The organism is Longispora fulva (assembly GCF_015751905.1).
In the GTDB taxonomy this organism is placed as follows: Bacteria; Actinomycetota; Actinomycetes; order Mycobacteriales; family Micromonosporaceae; genus Longispora; species Longispora fulva.
Map to the genome: position 1 here is coordinate 6504134 of NZ_JADOUF010000001.1, position 25284 is coordinate 6529417.

17 protein-coding genes are annotated in these 25284 nt (G+C 71.8%); 5 read left to right on the top strand and 12 right to left on the bottom strand.

Annotated features, from left to right (window positions below; all coding sequences use genetic code 11):
• Window positions 1-26: 26 nt before the first annotated feature.
• Genes IW245_RS29640 through IW245_RS29690 form a run of 11 tightly spaced genes read right to left on the bottom strand, consistent with a single transcriptional unit; the run spans window position 27 to window position 20846 of the window.
• Window positions 27-4406 carry a type VII secretion EssC family protein gene (locus IW245_RS29640; protein ID WP_197006426.1) on the bottom strand — a complete coding sequence of 1460 codons (4380 nt, stop codon included), beginning with the start codon at window positions 4404-4406 and terminating at the stop codon, window positions 27-29.
• Entirely contained in the window at window positions 4403-6574 is a 2172-nt protein-coding gene (locus IW245_RS42425; RefSeq protein WP_197006427.1) for a transglutaminase TgpA family protein, read from the bottom strand. The genes IW245_RS29640 and IW245_RS42425 overlap by 4 nt, the downstream gene beginning before the upstream one ends.
• The gene (locus tag IW245_RS29650) at window positions 6571-7749 is read right to left on the bottom strand and encodes a DUF58 domain-containing protein (RefSeq protein WP_197006428.1); all 1179 of its coding nucleotides are present in this window, start codon (window positions 7747-7749) and stop codon (window positions 6571-6573) included. Before IW245_RS29650 ends, IW245_RS42425 begins: the two co-directional genes overlap by 4 nt.
• Window positions 7749-8717 (bottom strand): AAA family ATPase, encoded by a 969-nt coding sequence (locus tag IW245_RS29655; RefSeq protein ID WP_197006429.1) that lies wholly within the window; start codon window positions 8715-8717, stop codon window positions 7749-7751. The genes IW245_RS29650 and IW245_RS29655 overlap by 1 nt, the downstream gene beginning before the upstream one ends.
• 20 nt (window positions 8718-8737) lie before the next feature.
• Window positions 8738-14905, bottom strand: coding sequence for an Ig-like domain-containing protein (locus IW245_RS29660; protein WP_197006430.1), 6168 nt, complete (start codon window positions 14903-14905; stop codon window positions 8738-8740).
• Window positions 14906-15622: a hypothetical protein gene (locus IW245_RS29665; RefSeq protein WP_197006431.1), complete on the bottom strand. Its 717-nt coding sequence runs from the start codon at window positions 15620-15622 to the stop codon at window positions 14906-14908.
• Window positions 15619-17097, bottom strand: a complete 1479-nt coding sequence (locus IW245_RS29670; RefSeq protein WP_197006432.1) for a serine/threonine-protein kinase — start codon at window positions 17095-17097, stop codon at window positions 15619-15621. Before IW245_RS29670 ends, IW245_RS29665 begins: the two co-directional genes overlap by 4 nt.
• A complete protein-coding gene (locus tag IW245_RS29675) occupies window positions 17094-18554 on the bottom strand; it encodes an FHA domain-containing protein (RefSeq protein ID WP_197006433.1) in 1461 nt (486 codons plus the stop codon). Before IW245_RS29675 ends, IW245_RS29670 begins: the two co-directional genes overlap by 4 nt.
• Window positions 18551-19324: a PP2C family protein-serine/threonine phosphatase gene (locus IW245_RS29680; RefSeq protein WP_197006434.1), complete on the bottom strand. Its 774-nt coding sequence runs from the start codon at window positions 19322-19324 to the stop codon at window positions 18551-18553. Before IW245_RS29680 ends, IW245_RS29675 begins: the two co-directional genes overlap by 4 nt.
• A gap of 9 nt (window positions 19325-19333) precedes the next feature.
• The gene (locus tag IW245_RS29685) at window positions 19334-19939 is read right to left on the bottom strand and encodes a hypothetical protein (RefSeq protein WP_197006435.1); all 606 of its coding nucleotides are present in this window, start codon (window positions 19937-19939) and stop codon (window positions 19334-19336) included.
• Window positions 19940-19967: 28 nt separating this feature from the next.
• Entirely contained in the window at window positions 19968-20846 is an 879-nt protein-coding gene (locus tag IW245_RS29690) for a hypothetical protein (protein WP_197006436.1), read from the bottom strand.
• 670 nt (window positions 20847-21516) lie between these two features.
• Here IW245_RS29690 and IW245_RS29695 point away from each other — a divergent pair.
• Complete coding sequence (locus tag IW245_RS29695; RefSeq protein ID WP_197006437.1) at window positions 21517-21717, top strand: hypothetical protein; 201 nt, start codon at window positions 21517-21519, stop codon at window positions 21715-21717.
• Window positions 21718-21890: 173 nt separating this feature from the next.
• Here the strand turns inward: IW245_RS29695 and IW245_RS41830 are convergent, their stop codons facing one another.
• On the bottom strand, window positions 21891-22076 hold the full coding sequence (locus IW245_RS41830) for a DUF3073 domain-containing protein (RefSeq protein WP_197006438.1): 186 nt from the start codon (window positions 22074-22076) through the stop codon (window positions 21891-21893).
• Between the two features lie 170 nt (window positions 22077-22246).
• Here IW245_RS41830 and IW245_RS29705 point away from each other — a divergent pair, with 170 nt between their 5' ends.
• From IW245_RS29705 to IW245_RS29720, 4 genes are read left to right on the top strand one after another with little or no spacing between them, the layout of a single operon-like run.
• A complete protein-coding gene (locus tag IW245_RS29705) occupies window positions 22247-23419 on the top strand; it encodes a bis-aminopropyl spermidine synthase family protein (RefSeq protein WP_197006439.1) in 1173 nt (390 codons plus the stop codon).
• Window positions 23420-23424: 5 nt separating this feature from the next.
• Window positions 23425-23883 (top strand): GNAT family N-acetyltransferase, encoded by a 459-nt coding sequence (locus tag IW245_RS29710; protein ID WP_197006440.1) that lies wholly within the window; start codon window positions 23425-23427, stop codon window positions 23881-23883.
• Window positions 23880-24980, top strand: a complete 1101-nt coding sequence (locus IW245_RS29715; protein WP_197006441.1) for a hypothetical protein — start codon at window positions 23880-23882, stop codon at window positions 24978-24980. Before IW245_RS29710 ends, IW245_RS29715 begins: the two co-directional genes overlap by 4 nt.
• Window positions 24977-25258 (top strand): phosphopantetheine-binding protein, encoded by a 282-nt coding sequence (locus IW245_RS29720; RefSeq protein ID WP_197006442.1) that lies wholly within the window; start codon window positions 24977-24979, stop codon window positions 25256-25258. The genes IW245_RS29715 and IW245_RS29720 overlap by 4 nt, the downstream gene beginning before the upstream one ends.
• The last annotated feature ends 26 nt before the right edge of the window (window positions 25259-25284 follow it).

Here is a 25284-nt window from a genome sequence, read left to right on the forward strand (position 1 = left end):
GGAATGGGGACGACTCCCCGCCGGACTCAGCCCTCCCCCACGAGGCCGACCTGTACGACAGCTGTCCGCCCACCCGATACGAACAGCGCCCGCCCGGGCGGGAAGTCCGCCCTGCTGAGCCGGGGAGGGAACGTGGTGCGGAACACGGCGCCGTCCGTGCTGTCAGGAGCGAGGGCGAGCCCTGTCCGGCTGAGCTTGACCTGCGCGATCAGCCCCACCGACCCGGACGACAGCGTGGTCGTCTCGCCCTCGGCCACCACCAGGTGTTCCTCGGCCAGGCACGCCTTGACCAGGTCGGTGAGTGCGAGGTCCGCCGGGGTGTTCACGAACTCGGAGATGTTCTCCACGAACACCGCCGCCGGCTGGCCGGGATCCAACAGCGGGAGTTTCTGGGCGAGGTCCTTCGCCAGATCTCCGGCCTCCGCGACCCCGAAGGCCGTACCGGTCCACAGGTCCAGCCGGGCGAGGGCGGAGCGCCGGCTGCCGAAGTAGTACAGGCTGGTGCGCGGGTTCCAGCGGCGCAGCGAGACCGCCATGGCCCGGAGCGCGGACGTCCGACCCGATCCGGGCGGCCCCGCCACCAGGAAACCGCCCCGCGGCACGAACGTGTGCGGGGAGAGGGTCGTCGCGGCCAACCCGATCGTGGGTCGACCGGCGATCGCCTCCGGCAGACTCGCGAGCGGCACCCGGTCCGGGAGACGCTCGATGGCTGGCGCGACCGGCACCCCGGCCCGGATCATCGATGTGGCGAACCGGCGCACGTTTGCCGCCTGGGAGCCCACGTCCGCAGCCTTGCCGAGAATCGCCACCTGGATCTCGGAGCCGCCGAGCAACCCTCTGCCGGGCGGCGACGTCGGTCCGAGCACGTCGGCCGGCACCCCCATCATCGAGTACTCGTTGGGGTCGACCATTCGTAGCACCACCCGGGTCTGCATCGCCGACGCCAGCGCTGACGGCACCGAGGCCGGCCGGTCGGCGGTGAGCAGCACGTGCACCCCCACCGGCCTGCCGTCGCTGGCGATCGCGCAGAACGCGTCGAACCAGCGGCTCCGTTCCCCCACCTCGTACGCCTGGCGGAACGCGGCCACCCCGTCCAGCATCACCAGGATCCGGGGCTCCTCCCCCGCACCGGGGATGCCGGGCACGCGCCGGTAGTCGGTGACGGTGCCGACATCGGCCGCCGCGTACCGGGCGGCCCGGTCCGCCACCAGGTCGCCCAGCCAGGACAGCAGCCGCACGACCCGCTCGTGGTCCGTTCCGGAGATGACGCTGCCCACATGCGGCAGGTCCTCCAGCATGGCCAGCCCTCGGGCGCCGAAGTCGAGCCCGTACACGTGACACGGGCCGCCGCGTACCGTGAAGCCCGCGGCGATCGCCAGGGTGCGCAGCAGGGTGCTCTTGCCGGAACCGCCGGTGCCGTACACCGCCAAGTTGCCGTCGGTGTCGGGCCGGAACGCGACCGTGGGTTGCGCCTGCTCCTCCGGGACGTCCTGGATGCCGAACACGAGCTCGTCGTCGCGGCGGAGGTAGGGAAGCTCGGCCAGGTCGTACACCGGTTGGAGGTCCGGCAGCCACGGCCGGCGCGGGCGGTGGATCTCGGCCTGCAGCCGGGCGGCGGCGATCGCGGCGACCAGCCGCTGGATGTCGGTCGGCCCGGGATCGGCCGGCACCTCCTCCGTGGCCGGCGGCTCCCACACCGGACCGCCCCCGAACCGCAACTCCTCGACCTGGATCCTGGGCGGGGCCGGTTCGTCGGTGGTCCAGCCGCCCGCGTACCCGGCCTGGAACGGCACCAGGCGCCCCGGGCCGGTCTTCGACACCGCCCGACCGGGCAGCTCCGGGTCGAAGAACGCCGCCTGGGTCGAGCCGAGCACGTCGGCGCTGTCGGCCTCGTCGGCCGTCCGCAGCGCGAGGCGCAGATTCGTGTTGGCCCGCAGGTTGTCCTTGATCACGCCGGCGGGGCGCTGGGTGGCCAGGATCAGGTGCACTCCGAGCGACCGGCCGCGCTGCGCCACGTTGATCACGCCGTCCACGAACTCCGGCAGCTCGGTGACCAGCGCGGCGAACTCGTCCACGACGATCACGAGACTCGGCGGGGCGTCGGTGCTGCCCTGCTTCTCCAGTTCGACTAGGTCCTTCACCCGGTGCTTGGCGAACAACCGCTCGCGGCTGCGCAGCTCGGCGGACAGCGACGTCAGCGCGCGACGCACGAGGTGCGGGCTGAGGTCGTCCACCAGGCCGACGGTGTGCGGGAGATCCTCCAGTTCGCGGAAGGCCGAGCCGCCCTTGTAGTCGACCAGCAGGAACGTCAGCCTCTGCGGACTGTGCGCGGCGGCCATCGCGAGGATCCAGGACTGCAGCAACTCGCTCTTCCCCGAGCCCGTGGTGCCGCCGACCAGCGCATGCGGCCCGTCCGTCCGCAGGTCCAGGACGTGCGCCCCGGCGGCGGACCGGCCGATGACCGCGCGCAGCGTCCCGGCCTGCTTCGCCGGACGGGCTGGAGCGTATCGGCCGGTGAGGATGGACCGGTTCTCCGACCAGCGCTCGATCACCGCCTCGGGGGACACGGTCAGCGGTCGTTCCGACACGGCCAGCAGGGCGACGCTTCTGGGCAGGTCGCTGTTGTCGTCGACCAGGGCCCCGGTGTCCACCAGGGGGGAGAGCCGGCGGGCCAGGTCCAGGGCCGTACCGGCGTCGAGCAGGTCGACGGTGAGCGGTTCGACGCGCTCGCCGTCGTGCGCGAACCCGGCGGCGCCGGTCGCCGACTCCGGCTCGAGCGCCACGAACATCCGGCACGCGGCCGGAAGCAGGGCGGTGTCCGCGGCCAGCCACAGCACGTGGACGCCATGTGCCCAACCGCGTTCGGCCAGGTCCACCAGGCGGCTGCGTTCGACCGGCGCGTCGTCCTCGACCAGGACAAGTAGTGCTGGCCCGCCCTGATCGGCACCGGAGGCGCGCCGGGTGAGCAGGTCCTCCAGCTCGGAGATGAGCGTGAGCGCCGTACCGGTCGCGCCGGCGAGGTGGCCGGTGGCGAGGGGACTGTGGGGGGATGTGGTGTGCGGCAGCCACTTCAGCCAGTCCCAGTCGCGCGCCGAGCCGGTGGCCGCGAACCCCGCTAGCACCAGTTCCGCTGGGGAGTGCAGGGCGACCGCCTGGATGACCAGGGCCCGGGCGGACGCCAGCATCGTCGACCGGGGGCCAGCGAGTCCGATCGACCCGTGCTCGGCCGGGCGGGCCACAACGGGCACCCCCTCGACCTTTCTGTATCCCTCGACCAGCGAGGCGAGCTCGGTCACCAGGTCTCGGGGCAGGCCCCGGCCGGTCGGAAGCTCGATCGCGTTGCGGGCCGGTTGCCGTCCGGTACCGAGTCGTAGCTCGCAGAATCCGGGGTCCGCCGGCCGGCGGGTCCACAGCAGCGGGGTGCCCCGCCGCACCGCGTCCACACACGCCGCGAGCCCCGGATGTTCGGCGTCGCGGGCCGCCACTTCCTGGGCTGCGGCGGCTCGGGCCTCTGTCTCCAGGGCCGCGACGTCCGCCCGGTACTGCTTCAGGGCCCTCTTGAACGCCGACCTGCCGGCGAGGGTGGCTTCCACGGCGTACCCGATGATCATCATGGGGCTCAGTGCGATGAACACCAGGGACGTGACCGACCGGGTCATCGCGTAGAGCGCGCCGCCCATGAGCAGCGGCGTCACGAGCGCGACGATGGGGAACCGCTGGATCTGCGGCCTGGCCGGCGGTTCGGGCGCGGAGAGTTCCACGCCCTCGTAGCGCCGGTCCAGTCGGGGGGAGCGCACGAAGCCCTCGACCGCGCCCTCGGCCCGGGTGCCCGCGGTGGGGATGACCCGAACCGACAGTTCCGTGTCGCCGAGCCGGACCGTGTCGCCGGGGCCCAACGGGGACCGGGCCACGAACGACTCGCCCATCTGGACGCCGTTGGCGGAACCCAGGTCGATGATGTCGGCGATGTCGGTGATATTGAGCCGGGCATGCTGCCGGGACACCAACAGATCGGTCAGTGCAACCTCGCATCCCCGGTCCCTGCCGATGACGTTCGAACCCCGTGACAGGGGGTACTCCCGGCCGACGTCCGGTCCGGCGGTGACGGTGACCACGGCAGCGGTGGCAGGTCGGGCCTCCGCGTAGGCCGCGCCCCGTCGGGTGACCGCGATCGTCATCCCGGACCGCAGCCCGCTGTCGCCGACCGCGAGTCTCGGATCGACGGCCGTGTCGGTCTCCCCGACGACGCACAAGGTGGCCCGGTCGCCGCCAGGGGCGCCGGACGCGCCGGGGTCGGCGGCGGCCAGGTACTCGGCCAGGTCGCCCACCTTGGCGCCCACATCGACGGTGGCCAGCAGGTCGGCGGGCGCGAGTCCGTACCGCCGCACGGTGAATTTGATCTTCATTTGGCGCCCCCTCCGAGGCGAAGCGAGCGGATGTTCACCGAGGCCAGTGCCCGACGCCAGTGCCGGACCCCTGCTCCGAGGGCGAGGCGTGCGGCGTCGATCCGGTGCCAGTAACCGGTCACGTCGGCCTCGGTCGGGTCACCCGGGCCGTACACCGTCCGATCCGCAGCCGCCGCGAGCTCGACGAGGCCGAGGGCCACGGCCTGTTCGTGTCGGGTCCGGCCGGTGATCGGGCCGAGGCCCAGGTCATGGGCATGGTCGAGCAGTTCGTGCCAGGCCGCCGCGTACCGGTTGGCCGCAGAACCCAGATGCCGTCGCCGTCGTCTGCGCCGGGCCTTGAGTCCGACGATCGAACCGCACACCAGCGCCACGGTGAGGACCGGCGGGCCCGTCCAGACCCCGATCCCGAACAGGAATCCGAGCACACTCAGCCACAGCGGGTCGGATGTCGTCCTGGGCCGGGCGTTGGTGTTCGTCTGGTCCAGTTCGGACAGTGAACTCGGCAGCCGGACCATGTTGGGCGGCGGCACGACGGCCGCGTCGGCGTCGTCCACCGGCTGGGGCGGCTGCCGGTCGGGCTTCTTCGACGGATCGGGCATGAACTCGGTGTTCGGCACAGCGGCCCACGACCCGTCGGACAGGTGGACCTCCACCCAGGCGTGCACGTCCGAGCCCCGGACCACGCCGGTCGGTCCGGGGTGCGCGCCGAGAACGACCCTGGCCGGCATGCCCAGGCTGTTGACGATCAGTGCGAACGCCGCCGCGTATTGTTCGTCGTCGCCCACCGGCCGGGGCAGGTTCATGAACGTGGTCAGCCGGCCGGCGCCGTGCCCCGGCAGGTACTCGGCCTCGCCCTTCCCGCCGTCGCTGTACGCGCCGTGGTCGCGGAGGTGAGCGGCCACCGCGCGGACCTGTGGGCCGATTCCGGTGACGTCGCCCGCCCACTTCGTCGCGTGGGTGCCGATGATCGACTGCGCGTACTCCGACACCAGCGGCCGGCCGAACGGCTGGGCGTCGTCGGGCACCACCGGAGCGACGAGCACCGTCCGCGCCGTGTACGTGTCGCCCTCCCGCAGCCGGCCGGTCACGATCGCCGAGGACGTGGCCACGTTGTACCGGAAGCCCTCGGCCAGCGCGGGGCCGCGCCGCCCGCCGAAGGTGACCCCGGTGAGTCGCCCGGCGGAAGGCAACCAGGCGTTCACGTCGCTCGCCGAGGCGTATCCGGCCCCGATCGTGATCCGCAGCGTCGCCTCCTGGCCGGGGCCGGCTCCGGAGATCCGCGCGCCGACCCGCTGGAAGTTGTTGCCCGCGTCGCCGTTCGTGGCGCCCCACACGGCGCCGTTGTAGTCGTCGAGGGTGGCGATCCGCACCGCAGCACCGGTTGGCAGGCCGGACACCGTGAACAGTTCCTGGTCCCAGAGCAGGTTCGCGTCCTTCGTGTACTTGCGGAAGCCGACCAGCGGGCTCGGGTACGCGCCCAGGTCGAACGGTGGTGTCACGTGTTCCCTGACCACTTCCCGACTGCCGCCGGCGCCGGGGAGCGCCGGCCCGAGCAGCGCCGCGCCCACGGCCGAGACCGCGAGGACAGCCCCGGACGTGAGCAGCCTCGTCCGCCGCCCGGTGCCGGACCGCGCCGGCGGGCGCAGCCGGTGACCGCGCAACGCGGCCCAGCCGAGCGCGCCGAGGGCGAACACCACCCCGTCGAGGAGCCGTGCGCCCGGTTCCGTCGTACCGAGCAGGATCACCGCACCGAGGACGGCCACCGGCACCGGAACCGGGGCGGCACTGCGGTCCACCCGCCGGGCCAGCAGGAACCCGGCGAAGCCACAAAGCAGTCCCAGGAGAAGCGGCACGGTCAGCAGCGGACCGTCCGCCACCGGAGGCAGGGTCGTCAGCAGTTGCTTCCAGCCGGACACGGTCGCCGGTACGAGCGCCACGCCGACGAGGGGCACGCCGACCGCGAGGTAGGCGGCGACGGCGGCGAGGGCGGCGAGGGCCACCGACAGCCGGGTGCACAGCCAAGCCACCAGGATGCCGGCCACCAGGGCCACCAGCCCGACGAGGAGGAACCGCCAGCCCTCGAACGTGTTCGCGAATCCGACCAGCGCCAGCCCGCCGAGCACCGTGAGAAAGGCCGCGTCGACGAGGTCCGGCCTCGTTACCCTCACAGCTCAGCCCTCCGCCCGAGCAGCGGACGCAGGTCGGCCAGCTCGCGCATGGTGAGCACCGAGAGGCTCGTGCCGACCGTGATCCCGGCCGGAGCGGCGGGGTCCACCCGAAGAGCGAGAGTGCGCAGTTCCGGCGGGACCTGGGCGCACGCCCGGCGCACGTCGGCGAACGCCGGCGCCGCGCCGGTCACCACCAGGGCTGTGGTGGTCTCCGGGGCGATCCGCAGCCCGCGCGCCACCAGCTCTGCGAGCCGGGTGCTGCCGAGTTCGGCCCGGGCGCAGGTGTCGAGCACCCGGTGCTCGGTCGCCTCGTGGGCGACGTGCCCGGCGATGAGCACCGTCGTGTCCAGTTCGTCCTGCAGCGCCCGGACCGCGATGGACGCGCCGGCGGAGATCGCGATCTCGAAGTGCTCCGGATCCGGGTACGCCGTCGCGTCGCCGTCCACGATCACCAGCAGATGGGTGCGCCTGGTGTCCAGGAACTGGCGGACGAGGAACCTGCCCCCCGGGACGGCCGACCCGACCTTCGCGGAGGACCGCCAGTGGATGTAGCGCCGGTCGTCCCCGGGCACGTACTCGCGCAGGGTGTGAAACGCCAGGTCGCTCATCGAGATGTCGTTGCTGCTGCGGCCCTCCAGGTCCCTGAGCAGGCCCGATCCGAGCGGGGGAAGGGCGATGGTCGTGGGGTGCACGAACAGCTCCTGGACTCCGGGCCACGCGACGATCCGGCGCAGCAGGCCCAGCGGGTCGCCCCGGACAGTGGTGGCCGGCCCGATCGGAATCACCCCCCGGCGGGCGGCGACCACCGTGAACCGTTCGGTCCGTTCGGCGCCCCCGGCGAGACCCGGCACGTCGAACCGCTCGATGGCTGGGCCGACGGGCACCTCCAGCGCCATCGGCAACAGCCGCTGCCGGGCGGTGTTGGCGATCTGAACCGTCGCGGAGGTCCGACCGCCGGCGACCAGTCGGCGGCTCGCCACGTCGACGGACACCCGCAGTGACGTCCTGCCGACGGCGAACAGGCAGCACAGGGCGAAGGCGAGCAGGCCGAGCGCCGCGGCGTAGTGCAGTTCGATCCAGCCCAGTGCCGCGCCCGACGCCCAGCCGGCCAGTGAGCCGACGCAGACCAACCAGCCGAGCGGGGTGACGACGGAGAGGACCCTGTGGATGGTCATCACGCGGCGCGCAGGTCCGGCGCGGCGACGTCCTGGAAGATCTCGCCGATCACCTGGTCCACCGTGACTCCGTCGAACTGGGCCTCCGAGCCCACGAGGATGCGGTGCCCCAACACCGGTAGCGCCAGGCAGAGGATGTCGTCGACGGTGACGAACGACCGGCCGTGCGCCACGGCCCACGTCTTGGCGCACCGGACGAGGGCGAGACAACCGCGGGGGGACACCCCGAGCCGGACCTTCGGGTGCCGGCGGGACGCGTCGGCGATCCGGCTCACGTAGCCCAGCACCTCCGGCCGGACCAGGACGTGGTCGGCCAACGCGCTCAACTGGGACACGGCGGTGTCGAGGATCACCGGATCCACCCAGGCGGACCGGTCGCGCACCGCCGATCCCTCCAGCAGTGCGACGGTGGCGTCGTGGTCCGGGTACCCGATGCTCGTCTTCATCAGGAACCGGTCGAGCTGCGCCTCGGGCAGCCGGTATGTGCCGGCCTGCTCGATCGGGTTCTGGGTGGCGATCACCATGAACGGCTTGCCCACCGGGTGCGCCACACCGTCCACGGTCACCTGGCCCTCCTCCATCACCTCCAGCAGCGCGGACTGTGTCTTCGGCGAGGCACGGTTGATCTCGTCGGCCAGCACGATCGAGTGGAAGATCGGGCCGGGCACGAACTCGAACTGCTGCTGGCGCTGGTCGTAGATCTGCACGCCGGTCACGTCCGACGGCAGCAGGTCCGGGGTGAACTGGATCCGGGCGTTGGTGCCTTTCACGGTGTTGGCCAGAGCCTTGGCGAGCGAGGTCTTGCCGGTGCCGGGATAGTCCTCTAGCAGGAGGTGCCCCTCGGACAGTAGGCACGTCAGGGCGAGACGCACCACGTGGTCCTTGCCCAGGATCGCGGCGTTGATGTTGGCGACCATCCGGTCGAAGGTCTCGGCGAACCGGGCGGCTTGGTCGGGACTGACGGTCATGCGCTGTCCTTTCGGGGGGTTTAATACCAGTTCATGGTGCTGCTGACGCCGCCACAGGTCACGGTGACCCAATGGGTGGGGAAGCCGAACCAGTCCGACGAGTCCCGGCTCTCGTTCGCGCCGTAGGTGTTGGTGACGAAGCCGCCCGACCCGTCCTGGCTGGTGAAGGAGCACGACACGTTTCCGCCGAAGTTCGCGGTCTGCACGTGGATGTAGGCGCACGAGGTCGACAGGCACTGGCCCTTGCCGACGCACGCCGATCCGCCGCCACCGCCGCACGCCCGCCCCTTGGAGATCGCGACCGTCGGCGGAGGCGGCGGGGTGGCCTGGGACGCCGACTGGCTCAACGTGGGCCGGCCGCCGTCGGACACCGTGACGGTGATGGTGTCCGTGGCGCTGTAGCCCATGTTGTCGGTGCTCGACCAACTCCAGCCACCCACCCCGGTCGTGAACGTCTGGTTCTGCCGACTGGTCGACACGTTCACCGTCGCGGGCTTGCCGTTCGGGTCGACGGAGACCGTGAAGTTGACGTCGGTTCCGTTGGCGGACGTGCTGATGGCCAGGTTGCGCATCGGCCCGTACGTGGTCACGCCGACCGCGACCGGGCTGTCGCACGGGTTGCCGGCACCGGTGCCGCCGTGGCTGCCGTTGCAGTTCTGCACGTTCAGCGCCACGTTCTGGCCGTTGGGTAGACCGTTCACCGTGCGGGTGACCCCGGACTGGCCGGCGGGGCTGAACGTCCACGAGCCGCAACTGCCGCCGCTGTAGGTGCAGGTCACCGTCGAGGTGGCGCCGTGGGAGGCCGGCGCGTCGAACCGCAGCGTGGCCTGGCCGTCGGCCCCGGTCGGACTGACCGAGACCCCGGTCATCGGCTCCGGGGTCGCCGTGGCCTCCATCTGGGTGCCCGGACTGGGCGCTGACGTGTGGCCCACGGCGTTGGCCGCGGTCACGGCATAGGTGTAGATGGTGCCGTCGTTGGTCAGCCCGTCGTCCGGGCACGAGGTGGCCGTGACGGCGGCGCACACGGTCTTCGAGCCACCGCCGTTCCTGGTCAGCGTGTACGTCGTCGGGGCCGGCCCGTTCGGGTCGTCCGCCGGCCACGACACGGTCACCGCGCGCTGGGACGAGTTGGCCGAGTCCACGGACGTGAAGGTCGGCGCCTGGGGCTGCGGGGGGACGCCGGCGGACTGGCCGGGTACCGTCGCCGCCGGCCCCGGACCCTGCGAGTTCACGGCGATGACCGTGAACACGTACTGCGAGTCGTTCACCAGCCCGGTCGCCGTAGTGCTCGTGCCCGATACCGTCTGGTGCCCGCCACCGGTCCAGGTCACCTCGTACCGCAGAACCGCGGTGCCGTCGTTGGGCGGGGTGTTCCAGGCCAGGTGCAGGGTTCCGTCCTGCGGGTCGGAGACCGCCAGCGCCGTCACCGCGCCAGGAACGGTGTTCGGCTGGGCCGGCCCCGACGCCGCGCTCGGCCGACCCCAGCCGACCAGGTTCCGGGCCCGGACCGTGAACGTGTACGTCGTCCCGTTCGTCAAGTCCGTGATCAGGCATGGCGAGGCAGGGCACGTCCGCGTCCCGCCGGACCAGCTGACCTCGTAGGCGTCGATCGGCGCGCCGTTGTTGGCCGGAGTCGACCACGACAGCTGCACGGACCTGCTCAGTACCGTGCGGCCGATGTCCGGCGGGCCGGGTGGGTCGGGCACGCCGAGAACGTGCAGGGTGATCTGCCCGGTGACCCGGCGGTCGGCCCGGTTCTGATCGGCGACGTCGGACACGACGACGGTGAAGGACATGGTGCCGTGGCTCTGCGCGCCGGGCGTGATCTTCACCGTGGCCCCGCTGACGACGGCAGTCGCCGGCATGCCACCCGGCACTTCGCTGACCGCCACCGCGACCACGGCGGGATCGCGCAACTGGGACCGGACGTACGGCACCAGGTTCACCGTCGCGGTGTCGCCGGCCTTGACCCCGTCCACCGTGATCGGGGTGACGGACGGCGGGGCCGCCGCGACGACCCGGATGGGCAACCGGGCCGGCACGGTGTCGGCGCCGACGACCCCGATCACCAGTGTCCCGGTGGTGTCCGGCACCGCGGACCCCGCGGCGGTCACGACCAGTGCGTGTTTGCCGGAACCGTCCAGGCTGACGCCCGCAGGCGCGGCGTTCTCCCACGAGGCCGTGTACTTCGTCCCGGTCAGCTTCGCAGGATCGGCCACCCACACGTGACACACCGAAGACACGTCAACGGTGATGGGTTCGCCGCCCTCGATCACGCTGAGCGCGTCCGCGGGGCAGCGCAGGACCGGCGTCTCGGGGCCGACCTGCACCGGGAGGGTCACCACGGCCGTGCGGCCCTGCGGATCGGTCAGCGACGCGCCGTCGGTGACCTGGAACGTGAGCGCCGCCGGGCCGGTGTAGTCGGCGCGGCCCGTCAGTACCAGTTGATGGTCGCCCTGGTTGTTGACGGCCACCCCGAAGGCTGGCGAGGCCCAGATCCGGTCGGTCGTGGTCAGCCGCAGGGGCTTGCTGGCCGGATCGAGCACGTAGTCGGCGATGTCGACGGTGACCGCGCCGTTCTTCGGCACGGTGACCGTCCGTCCGGGTTTGGCGTAGGGGCCGCTGGCCCCGGGCACCGGCACGTGCACCAGGCCCACCGCGGTCGCACCGCCCTGGTCGCGGACCTCGTAGGCGACGGTGCGCGGCTGGTCGGCCACCGGCACGGTCACCTTGCCGCCAGCGATCCTGGCTTGCGGGTCGAACACCCGGGTGACCGTGAGGTCGCGCGGATCCCCGTCGGGGTCCCCGCACTGGTGCAGGACGTCCACGGTCACGGTCGTCGCACCGGTGGCCGGTTCGGCGAAGGTGTCGCGGGTCAGCGGGGGCAGGTCGTAGCCCTTCTGGCTGTGCACGGTCAGGGTGGCCACGGAGGGCTGGCCGATCCCGTCGGTGACGGCGTACACCAGCACCAGCGGCCTGCCGGTCAGGTCCGGCGCGGTCAGCTCGACCACGCCGTCCGGGGCGGTGAGGGAGACGCCGTGTGGCAACTCGGGATTGCGCCTGGCCAGCGGCTCGATGGTCATGGCGTCGTCGGGCGCGCGCAGGTCGTTGGCCAGTACGTCGACCCGCAGGTGCGCTCCGGGTGCTGCCGTCACCACGTCGTCCACGGCCACCGGTGGCTGCGGGGTGCCCGGGGGCACGACGCCCACCCGGATCATGGCGGTGCCGGACTTGCCGTACCGGTCGGTGACCCGGTATCGGAACGTGTCGGTTCCCGAGCTGGTCGGGTACGCCTGGTAGGTCAGCGACGTCGCGTTGCCCGCGAGGATCCGGCCGAGCGCCGGTGCCGAGTCGAGCCCGGTCACGGACACGGAGTCGCCGTCCGGGTCGACCCCGGTGCTGGGCACGGTGAGGATGACCGTCGCCCCGCCCACGGCTCGGGCCTCCACCGGTCGCGGCACGGGGGGCCGGTCGGGATTGGCCGCCGTCGGCGGGGGGACGACCGTCACGTGCGCGTGCCCGACGGCGACGTCACCCGCCGGGTCCTGAGCCACGTAGTCGACGGTCACGGTCAGTGGGGTGGTCACGGTCAGCGGGGCCACGTACCGGACCAGGTTGCCGGTGACGTACGCGGTGCCACCTGCGGGACTGATCGTCAACTGGCCGGGGCCGGGCGCGCCGGCCACGTTGGCGACGAGCGTGATCGGCGATCCCCCGGAGGTGGTGTCGTTGTCCAACACGGGGATGGTCACGGCGTCGCCGGCCCGCACCACGGCGTAGTCGTCCTGCGGTACCGGGGTGTCGGCCGCCGGAGCCGGCAGCTGGGTGACGGTCACCTCACCGGTCACGGGTCCGGTGACCCCGTCGGTCACGGTGTACCGGATCAGCTGCGGGTTGGGGTTCACGACGGGCGCGAGCGCGTTCACCCGCAACCAGCGTCCGCCGATGATGGCCACCTGGACCTGCGCGTCGGCGGCCACCGGCGCGGCGTGCTGCAACACGAGCACTCCGCCCGACGGGTCGAAGTCGTTGGCGAGCACGTCGACGGTGCTGGGCTGTTGGCTGTGCACGACGGCCGAATCGGGCATCGCCACCGGTGGGGCAGGGGTGGCGGGGGCGGCGACGATGTCGACCCGCACGGTGCTCTTCGCGAACGGCGCGTTGCCGTACGCGGCCGTGTAGTCCAGGAAGAACGTCCCCGCCCGCGCCGCGGTCACCGTCACGGTGCCGGAGTGCAGGTCCGTGACCACGACCGCGCCTGCGGGGGTGGGCAGTTCGCCGGCCAGGGCGAGCTTCGTGGTCGGGTCGGTCGGGTCGGAGCCGGGCACGTCGTTGTCGAGCGGCCGGATCGTCACGGGCTGACCGACCTGTCCCCTCGCGACATCCGGCAGGGCCGTGGCGGGCAGCGCCGCCGTGGCGGTACTGCTCTGCACCGTCACCGCCACTGTGCCGTCGACCGGGGTGGCGATCCCGTCGGAGACCTTGTACCCGGGCTTCTGCGGGCCGGCGGCCAGCGGGGCGGTGAAGTCCACCAGGCCGTCGGACGTGGTGGCGACCGCGCCGGCTTTCGTGCTCGCGGAGACGAGGACCACCGGGTCGCCGTCAGGGTCGCGCCAGTCCGGCAGCACGGGCAGGGTCAACCGCCCGGCGGCCGGCACGGTCCAGGTCACCGGCCGGTACCCGGTGCGCAGCTCTGGCGGACGGTTCTCCCCGGGGCCGCGGATCGACACGGTGACCGCGGCGCTGGCGTTGAGATCCCTGCCATCGTCCACCGTGTACTTGAAGTGCACCTCAGTGACCTGCGCCGGTACCGTGATCGCCACGGTCTGCCCGTCCGGGGCGATGGCCAGCCGGGCGGCCGGATTGTCCGGGGCGGTGACGGAGGAGATCGACAGAATGTTGCCGGCCGGGTCGGAGTCGTTGTCCAGCACGTGCAACAGGGTCGTCCTGCCGGGGCGGGCGCCCAGGATGTCGTCCACGGCCTTCGGCGGCTTGTCACGGGCGAGCTGCGTGGTGGGGTTGTCCTTCGTCTTGTCGCTCGGCTTCTCGGCGGGCGGAGGCTTCACCGCGGACCAGTCGTCCACCCGGCGCTGGGTGGACAGGTCCCACACCTCGCCGGTGGCCAGGTCGTTCAGCACGAGGGCGCCCCGGTTCGCCCGGAACTCCGGTCGGGTGAGCACCCGCAGGTCCGTCAGGTTGCCGGGGGAGGCAGGCCGGCCACCGCACGACTTCACGTAGCCGTTGCGGGTACCAGCCCACGCGGCATGCACGCAGTTGTCCAGCAGGGCCGGTTCGGCGGGCACCCCGGCGCCGATGTCGGACAGGGACGTGACCTTGCCGTCGGACAGGTCGACGGCCAGCAGGGACCGCGAGGTGGAGACCATGACGTTGGAGGCGGCGGGACCGGAGGACTGCAGCACCGCCGCGTGGTCGGGGCCGGTGACCGGCACGGTGGGGCCATCGGGCACCACGAGAGTGCCACCTGTCGGGTCCAACACCACAAGACGGGTACCGACGGCCGTCGCCAGCACGGATTGCAGCTTCTGTCCTAGCGCCGAATACGCCGGTTCGACGAACCCTCCGTCCCGCACCCGGATCGTGGCGACCCGGCCGGCCGCCGAAACGGCAAACACCGTGCCGTCCAAGCCCACGGCCAACCCCGCCGAGGCATCGGACCCGCCGTCGCCGACCGTGGCCAACGGAGAACCGGACGGGTCCACGCCGCTGAGGCCCGAGATGCCGCGACCGGGATCCACCCGGCTGGCCCATACCTTGCCCGACTTCGGATCCAACACGGCGAGCGTGCCGCCGGCCAGCCGGACCTGCTGACTTTCACTCACGGGCAGACCTTGATCACCGAGAGTGACTCCTCGGGTCACGTCGACGGGGAACAGCTTGCCCGCCGCCCGGTCCCTGGCCACGACGGCCGACCCGTTCTGGCTGATGTCGAGCTGGTAGTTCAGGCGTGCGCCGCCGGGCGGGTAGAACGCGGCGTCCAACGAGCCCGCTGGCTTGTTCAGCCGGCCGAACAGCCCGTCGCGGTCGCTGGTGACCCAGATGCCGCCGTCGTTCAGTTCGACGTGTCGGACGGGGTAGCCTGTGGCGAACACCGCGTACACGACGAGGACGGCGGCGCAGACCGCCAACGCCACCCCCGACGCGAATCCCACCAGGCGTCGCTTGCCCATCTAGAGCCCCCTACTCGAAGTGGAACCGTCCAACATGGTGAGATCGGCGTGCTCGACCAGCCGGGCGGCCAGCGCGTACTCGACCAGGCGCGCCCGCCGGTTCACCGCCAACCGACCAGGCTCGCCGTGCAGTCCCCGGATGCCGGCGCGGGCCAGCTTCTGGCAGACGTTGTCGAGCTTTCGGTTGAACCTGGTCAGCTGCCAGCCGAGCCGGGCGGCGGCCTGGGCGGAGGTCGGGATGCCGCCCGCACCCCGGGTGCCGCGGCGCAGCATCTGCTCGCACAGGGCGACGATCAGCCGCTTCTGATCGGGGGTGAAGGTCATCCGGCCGATGGTGGTTCTCCCCGCATCGCTGGCGGTCGGTGCGACCGGTACGAACAGCGGGTCATCCAGCACGATTTCGAACTCGTACGTCGTGCCACCGGCCGTGAACCACACGAACGTGCGGTCGAACACCAGCGGCAGCCGGGCGCCGGGTGCCAGCCACGCCTGCAACATGCCCTGCTCGTCGGCGACGGTCGCGGTGAGCCGGCTGCCCAGGTTCGTCAGCCACCACAGGGACGCCTGGTCGCCGACCTGGAGGAAGTGCCGATGCAGGTACGGATTGTCGTCAATGGTCAGCCGGCCCTCCCGACCGATGACCAGCGGTTCGCCGGCCGACACGGGGTGGGACTCGCCGCAGAACTCCACGGTCACCGACGCCGACCTCGCGCTCACCTGGCACATCCCGCGGCGGACCAGTCGGCACTCGCGTGGCTGCCGTCGGCACGGACGACCTTGACCTGCACGCAGAGTTCGGTCCCCGCCGGGTCGTCGAGGTCCAGCACGGCCTTCGGCGCGATCCCGGTCCTGGCCCCGTCCGGGGTGCGCCAGGTGAACGTGTCCGTGGCCTGCGGCGCCGAGTAGGTCCAGCTGAACCGCAGGTGTGCGGGGTCGGACCTTGTCACGGCGACCGTCGGCCGGCCGGGCGGGGTGTCGTCGCCGGCGCTCTGGCCCGTGCTCTCGTCGAGGACCCGGTGCGGGGCCGCGGTATCCGAGCCGTGCAGTACCACGGCCACCACGACGCCGACGGTCGCCAGCACCAGCACGCCGGTACCGGTCAGCCAACGGCCGGGCCAGCGGGCGCGGTCGGTGGCGGGAGCGTCCACGGTCGGCTCCGGCACGGGCTTTCGCTGCGTGTGCCCGACCGGCGGCGGGACCGGTAGCGGCCTCACCGAGTCGGGCCGGTCGACCGTTGTGGGGACACCGGGCTCGACACCGGGCGGCTTCGGCCCCGGTGCGGTCACGACGCGGCGGGTGGTCAGGTCGTGCGCCGGGGTGCGCGGCGTGGTGGGTCCCGGGTCCGGCGTGGCCACCGTCGGAGCCAGGCGGCTCTCGATCCGGGCCAGCTCGGACTCCAGGACCCTCGCCGACGCCGGCCGGGCCGCCGGCGTCCTGGACATGGTCCGGGCGAGCAGGGCCTCCAGCGCCGCGGGTACGTCGGGCCGGCCGGTCGCCGGGGCGGAGCCCGTGTGGATCCGTCGTTCCAGCGCCTTCTGCGAGTTGTCCCCACCGGGGATCTCGAACGGGGACCGGCCGACGAGCAGGTGCCAGAGGGTCGCGCCGAGCGAGTACACGTCTGAGCGGATGCCGCCCCACTCGCCGGCCAGGATCTCGGGTGGCGACCAGGGCACCGAGACCCCGAAGTCCTCGTAGTCCTCGGACTCGGCGACGGGACCGGCGACGCCGAAGTCGGCGAGCAGGATCTTCTTGAACTCGTCGGTGAGCAGGTTCGCTGGCTTGATGTCCCGGTGCACGATGCCCACCTGGTGGGTGGCCTGCACGGCGCCGGAGACCGTGATCCCGATCCGGAGCACCTCGGCCACGGGGATCGGCGGGCCGGACGCCCGCTCAGCCAGGTTCGGACCAGAGCAGAAGGGCATCACGAGGTACGGCTGGCCGTCGGTCGACACCGACTGCTCCAGTACCTGGATGATGTGCGCGTGGTTGCCGAGCCTGGCCATGGTGCGGGCCTCGGCGATGAACTGGGCCCGTGCCGCCGCGTCCGTACCGGCGTCCTTCGGCACCTTGATCGCGACCTCGCGGTTCAGGCTGAGCTGCTCGTAGACGTAGACCGTCGCGTAGCCGCCGCCTCCGAGGTCCCGGTCGTAGCGGTAGCCGGGGATCTGGGGCGGCGACGGCCGGCGGGTCATCCGCTCACCTCGTACCGGAAGGACGTGTCGTCGGTCAGGCTCACGACGGAGCCCGGTTCCAGGGCCTCCGGCCGGTTCGGCGTCAACGCGGTCACGCCCCCACCGGGCGCGGTGACGAGCGTGCCGTTCGTCGAACCGAGGTCCACGACGAGTACCCGCCAGTCCTCCAGTCGGATCTCCACATGGTTGCGGGAGATGTCGTTGTCGGGGCTCGGCAGCCGGACCAGGTGTGGCCCGCCGGGCCCGTCGGCGGCGTCGGGAGCTCGGCCGACGATGACGCCGCGGTCGAGCGGGATGACGTCGTCCTTCGGCAGCCGCAGCACGCCGAGGACCGGTCGGGGCACCCGGGTCGCGGACCGATCGGTGATCGGATCACGGCAGAGCCGGCAGGTCGCGGCGTCCGGAGGGTTGAGGTGGCCGGCGGCGCACCGGATCGCAGACACCGTCGGTCCGCCGTCAGCGGTCGTGGCGGCGCGGCGCGGCTTGTACGTCGTCGCGTAGGCGTCCACCGGAACCGTGGGCAGGGACCCAGTGCGTCGGGTGGCGACCGGTGCCGGTCGCGCGGGGGCGCCCGTCCCGCCGGGCAGCGCCCACGACACGTCCTCGATCAGGCCGGGAACGTGGTCGTACACGTCCGGGGTCAGGGTTTCGGTCGGGAGCTGGGTCGCCTCGGCGCCGGCGGCCCGTACCGGCGGGTCCGCCTCGGGTGGGGGGCCGAACTCCTCCTCCTCGGTGGCCGGGATCCGGGTCTCGCCGAAGAGACCGTCATACGTGCCCTGTTCGGGCTCTGGGGTCGCAGCCAGGCTGATCACCGGTGCCGCCCAGGACTCCGCGATTCCGTGCGGCCGGGGACCCGGGTCGGAGTCGGGCGTCGGTGGCGGCCCGGTCCACGACGCGGGCACGGGATCCGGCCCCGGCCCCGGCACCGGGTCGACCGGCTCGAACTCGAACTCGGGCACGGGGGCCGGCTCTGGTTCCTCCGGCGGACACGACAACGACCCGGCGGACGCCGTGCCCCGCAGTTCCACGACGAGGTCGGAGGCCAGCACGACGCCGCCGGTCACGGGCAGCGGACCGGCGGCCCCCGCACCGGGACCGCGCACCCGGAATCCGGTCAGCGCCTCGTCCACCATGCGGTCGACGAGGTCGGCGATGCCCTCGGTCCGGATCCGGATCTCGCCACCAGCCACGGTCACCAGGTCCACCCACGCCCCGCCGCGCACGATGACGTGCGCGACGCCGTACGCGTGCCGGACCACGGCGAAACTTCCCACGGCGTGGTACCCGTTCCGCAGGCTCTCGTCGAGCACCGCGTAACAGTCGCCCCCAGCTCGGATCAGGTCCCACCACCGACCGACCACGGGGTCGTCGGATTCCACATCTGCCAAGAGCCACAGCTCCGGTCCGGTGACGGCGACCCACGTTCCCGGCGCGTAACGGACATCCGGTCCGCTCACCGGGTCTCCACGGCCTGGGACCTCGGCAGGGTGTCCTCGCTGGCAGTGTCGTCGTCGCAGGCCACATGGTCCACGACCACCACGGTCACGTTGTCCCGGCCACCAGCCTCCACGGCCAGACGGACGAGCGTGCGCGCCGCCCGTTGCGCGACCGGCTCGGCCCAGAGCACCGCCGCGATCTCCGGATCGCCGAGCTCGGTGGACAGCCCGTCCGAACAGATCAGGAACCGTTCGCCGGGCGTGGGCGGGAACATCCACAGGTCGGCGTCCGGCGCCGGGTCCATGCCCAACGCCCGGGTGACGACGTTGCGGCGGGGATGCTCCCGAGCCTCCGCCGCGCTGATCACCCCCGCCGCCACCAGTTCCTCGACCTCGGAGTGGTCGACGGTCATCCGGGACAGGGAGTCCTCGGCGAACCGGTACACGCGGGAGTCGCCGATGTTGAACACCACCCAGTGTTCGGAGCCGGCGAACCTCAACAGGCACAGACCCGCGACGGTGGTACCCATCCCGGCACGCTCCGGATGCGCCGCCGCAGAGGCGAGGATCTCCTCGTTGGCGAGTGCCAGCTCGGCACGCACGTCCGCCGGCTTGAGGCCCGGCCGGTCGCCGAGCCGGCCGAGCCGGGCGACGGCGAGGCGACTGGCCACCTCGCCGGCCGCGTGTCCGCCCATCCCGTCGGCCACGGCGAACATCGTGGCCATCGTCAGGGAGCTGTCCTCGTTGAGCTCACGGACCCGGCCAGCGTCGCTCGCGGTTCCCGAACGCACGGTCACCATTCAGGACACCGGTCCCAGCAACTCGGAGATCCGCGACACCACGGACTCCCGGGTGGTGGGCGTCCCCTGGCCCGGGCTGCCCTCCGAGTCCGCGACGAACCAGGCTCCGGCCTCGTCGACCGCCACCCCCAGGCTGACCGTCCGGCCGTCGCGGGTCGACCGGATCAACACGGCGGACCCGCTGCCGCCGGCCACGCAGGCGTCCACGAACCGGGTCACCGGTGCGAGCAGGGGCTCCGTCGGGTCAAGGAGTTCCATCGCGAACTGTCCGTACGCGCCGGGCGACAGCGCGACCCGGGCGTCGGGGCCGCTGAACAGGTGGGTCAGGGCCACCCGGTCCGCGATCCGTCCGGCGACCTCCGTGTGGATGCGCCAACCGGCCAGGCCGGCCGTGATCGCCACCATCCGTGGAGTGGGCACCGCGTCCGTACCGGTCAGCGTGCACAGCCCCCGTGCGAGCAGCGAGGCGAGCCCCGCCGCGGCCACGGCTTCGGTCTCGGTCGCTCGCGTGAACCGTAGGTGCTCGCGGACCGCCGTCGCCTGGGCGGGCCCGGCCTGGAGCGCGAACTCGATCTCCGCGAAGGTGAGGACGAGGGAGTCGGTCATGTCGACTGCGATCCTTTCTGGGGCAGAGTTAGAAGCCGAGGAAGTGACCAGCGGACTTGAACCCGGACTCCAGCCCGTGGAGCCCCGTCTCGACCGCGCCCACCGCGACATCGCCGATGCTCTTGGCCGTGTCGATGTAGGCGTGGCCCACCGCCTTCGCGATCCCCGGGTGAACCATCTCGGCGATGTCGTAGCCGAAGTGCACAATTCCGATCCCCACCGCCAACGGTGGGAACTCGAGCGTGGCCGCCTCTGCGATGTCGAAGGCGATGTCGGCGCCGGCCTTCCATGTCGCCGCGCTGTCGGGGTCCTTGGCCAGGTTGTATCCGAAATCGAAGCCGTCGATACCCGCGCCGACCACCAGCATCGCCGGGTTCAGCCTCTCGGCTACCCTGGCGGCACCGACGAGTTCGCCGCCCTTCAGCGCGTCACGCAGCAGGGTCCCGTCCCTCAGCGCGCCGGGCAGCTTCCGCAACGTGTCGATGGCGTTGGGAATGAGGGGCGCGAGGTCAATGCCCCGGGCGGCGAGCATCAGGCCCTGGGCGACGCCCAGGATCTTCTCGACCAGGTCCTCTGATTCGCCCTCCGCGTGCTCCTCGTTTCGGCCGGCGGCGTGCCTGCCCTCCGCGGACCCGCCGGAGTCGGCGCTGGCGTCGATCTGCTGGTGGGCGTTGCCGACCAGGACCTTGCCGGCCTCCGCCGTGGCCAGGGCGGCAGTGTGCAGGAGTCCGGACAGCTGATAGGCCCACTGGCCGCGAAACTGGTCGGCGTCGGGGCCGTCCCAGTGCGAGTGCCCGAGCGCCAGCCCGACCTCCGAGCGGATCGAGTCCAGCCGCCCCGCCGATGTCCGCATCTGCTGGCCGAGGTTCTCCAACTGGGTCGGATCAGCTCCGATCATCTCACTCACGACACCTCCACATGGGACTCGCGTGCATCGCCTGAGTCAACCTCCGGAAGAAGACCACGGGGCTACTGGATCAACAATGGGGCGAACTCCCCATCGCAGGAACGGAACGTTCCGGGGCCATTGAGAAAGCGCTTTCCTGTACTGAAGTCAGTAGCGCGAACATATTTTGAAGATCGCTTATCCGCGGGTCGGACACCGCATGGTCGACTGTGGACTGTTCTGCCGTTCTGGCGACCTGGAAGACGTTAGCAGCAGGGCGTTACGGGACGCCATTCGTCCCTTCGGCTCACCCGGGAGGGCGGTGCGGCCATGCGATCCGCCGATCATCCAGCATTTGCCGTGCGCCTTGACGGCAGCCCTGGCGAGAGGTATGGCTCGACGCTATTTCATTGTCAGAGAAAGATAAGAATGCGAATCTCGTTCAGCTCCATTAGTTTGAGCTGAAAATTTCCGTGCAGAAAAATTTGGAAAGGATAGCTGGAAAGGTCGAGGCTCCATGCGCCCCCGAATAATCTGTGCTGGCACTGATCCGCCAACTCGGCCCGTTCCGGATCGCCGTGTGTCGGGTCGGCTGGCGGCGTGACCACGGATCGGTCCGCCGGCTCAGCTCATGTCGCCGATTCGCCCCGGTGATAAGCTTCCGCTCGATCTGAACGCAGGGGGAGCAGTCATGGCCAGCAAGAACGCGCCCGTGTGTCCCCGCAACGGCGGCCACCGGATCCGGCTGCTCGGCCCGATCGAGCGGGTCCGGGGCGCGGAGACCACCTACCGGGTCCGTTACGACTGCCCGGCGTGCAACGTGAAGAACGCGGTGACGGTGGCCGACCCCGACTGGGCGACGAGCGCACCCCGCCCGATCATCGACGCCTGACCGCGAACCCGTCCCCCCGGCCGCGAACCCGCACTGAACGGGACGCGAACCCGTGCCCGCCAGCGGCGGAACCGCCCGGTGGGCATGACAAAGCTCGCGATCAGCGGTGAATCCGCCGGAAGGTCACAGAGACCCGACCCGGGTCGGAACCCGGGCCGGGCGTCAGGTGATGGTCAGAGCCGGGAGAACCGCGGCGACCAGGGGTCGTCGTCCTCGTCGAGGTCGTCGCGTTGCCCCTGTGGCAGCGACCCCCCGCCGGCAAGCTCGCGTTGAAGCTGGTCGAAGTCCGTCGTGGGGGAGGAATACTTCAACTCCCGGGCCACCTTCGCCTGCTTGGCCTTCGCACGGCCGCGCCCCATGGCCGCTCCCCTCGCACACAATCGGGGCGGCCCTCTACAGGCGGGCCCCGAAGACGTCAGGTGTCACTCGTGCGGACCACAGTACAACGCCCCGGCCACGTGCAGAACTCACCCTGCCGGTCAGTTCGTGCGGGTAGACTCCTCCCGCCCGCTGGAACAAAGGACAAAGCATGATCAACGGCGACCTCGCCGGCCTGCTCACCGCAGTGGCCGAGGCGGTCGGGCTCCAGGAGGGCGAGTCCGGGGTCGAACGGGTGCTCCGCGCGATCCGGGAGCTGGAGCCGGCCTCGACGAAGGCCGTGAGCCGGCACGTCGGGCTGCCGCTCCCCGTGATCGCCGCGATCAACAACGAACTGCGCACCCGGGGCGTCGTGACCACCAACCGGCCGAGCCGGCTGACCGACGCCGGCCGCACCCTGCTGGAGAGCCTGCCGATCGACCTGAGCGCCGCGGCGACGTGCCAGTCCTGCGACGGGCACTCGGTGGAGATCCCGGCGGACTTCGACCCGGTGCTCGAGCGGCTGGCCCTGATCATGGAGTCGGCGCCGGGCGTGGACCTCACGCTGGACCAGTCGTTCGCCACGGTCGAGACGAAGGTGCGCCGGGTCCTCCTGCTCATGAGGTACGGGCTGCTGCCGAGCCGCGCCGCCCTGTGCGTCGGCGACGACGACCTGATGGCCGTGGCCATCGCGGCCGTGGGGGCGGCGATCGACCGGCCGCTGGTGCAGCGGTTGGCCGTGGTGGACATCTCGCCGGAGATCCTGGAGTACACCCGGAGCTGTCTGGCCGAGCTGGGCGTGACCGCCGAGCTGGTCGAGCACGACCTGCGCGAGCCGCTGCCCGAACCCCTCCGGAAGGGGTTCGACCTGGCGCTGACAGACCCGCCGTACACGACGGAGGGGGCGGGGTTGTTCCTGTCCCGGGCCGTGGAGGCGCTGGTCCCCGGGCCGGGGCGGTCGGTCGTGTTCTCGTTCGGGCCGAAGGGGCCGGCGAACACGCTCCAGGTCCAGCGGGTGATCACCGAGCTGGGGTTGACGGTGCAGGCGATGCACCGCAACTTCAACGAGTACCTCGGGGCCGGCATCATCGCCGGCGTCAGCCACCTGCAGTACCTGTCGACGACGGCGGAGACTGCTCCACTCGTCGAGGGCGCGCACGCCGGTCCGCTGTACACGGCCGACCAGCGCAGCGCGGCCCGGGAGTACGTCTGCAACGGCTGCGCGACCCGGTACGCGGTGGGCAGGGACGCCGAGTGGCCGACCATCGCCGCGCTCAAGGAGGCCGGCTGCGCGCAGTGCGGCGGCGACAGGTTCCGCCCCCTGCAACTGATTCGGGACAAGTGACTGACATGGCACACACACTCCGCCAGGCCACGGAGGCCGACCTCGACGCGCTGGTCGGCTACGAGATCGTGATCGCGCAGGTCTCCTTCGGCGCGGACGCCGTCGTGGACCCCGAGGTGCACCGGGGCAAGCTGAGCAAGGGGCTGACCAGGGACGCCGAGGGCATGATCGTCGCGGTCGACGAGGACGACGCCGTGGTCGGCTGGATGTGGCTGGCCGTGAACACGAACTTCCTCACCGAGGACCGCTACATCAACTTCCGTTCGCTGGCCGTGGACCCCGGTCCCGACAGCGAGGAGGTCGGCGAGGCGCTGCTGGCGTACGGGCTGGACTTCGCCCGGCGCAAGGAGGCCGGTGAGATCGTCGGCAAGGTGTACATGGGCAACCAGGGCATGCGGGTGCTGTACCGCAAGTTCGACTTCGAGCCGGTACACCTCACGCTCCGCAGGAAGATCGAACTGTGAAGTGTGTGGTCTGGGATCTCGACGGCACGGTGTGGCCGGGGATCGCGATCGAGGGCGCGGAGGGCACGCTGCCGACCCCGTACCCGTGGGCGCTGGAGCTGATGGCGGCCCTGGAGGCCAGGGGCGTCGTGAACAGCGTCGCCAGCCGCACCGACCCGACCCTGGCCGCGGCGCTCGCCGCGCATCCGGACCTGGTCGACCGGTTCGTCGCGCCGCAGCTGGGCTGGGGCGACAAGAGCGTGGCCATCCGTCGGATCGTGGACACGCTGGGCATCGGGGCGGACGCTGTCGCGTTCGTGGACGATAACCCGTTCGAGCGGGCCGAGGTGGCCGCGCTGCTGCCCGAGGTCCTGGTGTTGTCGCCGGAGGAGCTCCGGGGGCGGTTCGACGAGCTGTTCCCGGAGGCGGTGACGGCGGAAGCGAGATCACGACCTGACCGGTACCGCGAGGAGCAGCGCCGGGTCGCCGCCGAACAGGACTTCGCCGGTTCCCGGGAGGAGTTCCTCCGCTCGTGCGGCATGGTGCTCACGGTGAGCCCGGCCGGCCCGGTGGACGTGCCGAGGATCGCCGAGCTGGTCGCGCGCACCCACCGGTTCAACACCACGGGTGAGCAGTGGTCCGCCGACCAGCTCGCCGCGCTGGTCGACGATCCGGACTGGTTCGTGCCCGTGGTCCGCCTGGCCGACCGGTTCGGAGAGTACGGCCAGATCAGCACCGCCCTCGTCCAGCGCGGCGCGTCGTGGCGGATCCGGTTGTTCATGGTGTCCTGCCGGGCGGCCGGCCGGGAGGTGCCGGTGGCGGTCCTCGGCTGGTTGGTCGACCGGGCCCGCGCGGCCGGCGCGCGGGAACTCCTCGTCGAGATCCGCACGGACCTCGCGAACCTCGAACTGCGCCTCCTCCTGCGCCGGGTCGGCTTCACGGCCGTCACCCCGCCTGCTGGAGCCGCCCCGCCGACCGGCACCGCTCCGGCGCGGCCCCACGACGCGGACGAGCCGACCGACGGCGACGGAAACCGGGCCGTGCTGCTCCGCCGGGACCTGACCGAGATGCCGCCCGTCGCGCACCTGACGCTCGAGGAAAAGGGGTGGTCGGCGTGACCGACGACAACCGCGCCGCCGACCTGCCGGACGTCGAGACCGGCATCCGCGCGGCCCTCGCCGAGGTCCTGGACCTGGACCCGGCCCACGTCGCAGACCTACCGGCCGACACCGCCCTGTTCGACGGCGGCCTGGGCCTCGGCTCCCTGAACGGCGTGCGCCTCCTGGAACTGGTCAAGGCCAGATTCGGCGTGGACGTCGCCGCGGACGACTGGGCGCTGGAGTCCCTGCGGTCCATCGGCACGCTGTGCGCCTTCGTCCGGGCTGCTGTCGTATAGCACACGGTGCCCGGTTCAACGGCCTG

What these genes read in the sequence shown, in the direction of transcription:
- IW245_RS29640 (WP_197006426.1), bottom strand. Translation starts at nt 4,406, where the DNA reads ATGAAGATCAAATTCACCGTGCGGCGGTACGGACTCGCGCCCGCCGAC.
- IW245_RS29650 (WP_197006428.1), bottom strand. Translation starts at nt 7,749, where the DNA reads ATGACCATCCACAGGGTCCTCTCCGTCGTCACCCCGCTCGGCTGGTTG.
- IW245_RS29655 (WP_197006429.1), bottom strand. Translation starts at nt 8,717, where the DNA reads ATGACCGTCAGTCCCGACCAAGCCGCCCGGTTCGCCGAGACCTTCGAC.
- IW245_RS29660 (WP_197006430.1), bottom strand. Translation starts at nt 14,905, where the DNA reads ATGGGCAAGCGACGCCTGGTGGGATTCGCGTCGGGGGTGGCGTTGGCG.
- IW245_RS29670 (WP_197006432.1), bottom strand. Translation starts at nt 17,097, where the DNA reads ATGACCCGCCGGCCGTCGCCGCCCCAGATCCCCGGCTACCGCTACGAC.
- IW245_RS29685 (WP_197006435.1), bottom strand. Translation starts at nt 19,939, where the DNA reads ATGACCGACTCCCTCGTCCTCACCTTCGCGGAGATCGAGTTCGCGCTC.
- IW245_RS29695 (WP_197006437.1), top strand. Translation starts at nt 21,517, where the DNA reads ATGGCCAGCAAGAACGCGCCCGTGTGTCCCCGCAACGGCGGCCACCGG.
- IW245_RS41830 (WP_197006438.1), bottom strand. Translation starts at nt 22,076, where the DNA reads ATGGGGCGCGGCCGTGCGAAGGCCAAGCAGGCGAAGGTGGCCCGGGAG.
- IW245_RS29705 (WP_197006439.1), top strand. Translation starts at nt 22,247, where the DNA reads ATGATCAACGGCGACCTCGCCGGCCTGCTCACCGCAGTGGCCGAGGCG.
- IW245_RS29710 (WP_197006440.1), top strand. Translation starts at nt 23,425, where the DNA reads ATGGCACACACACTCCGCCAGGCCACGGAGGCCGACCTCGACGCGCTG.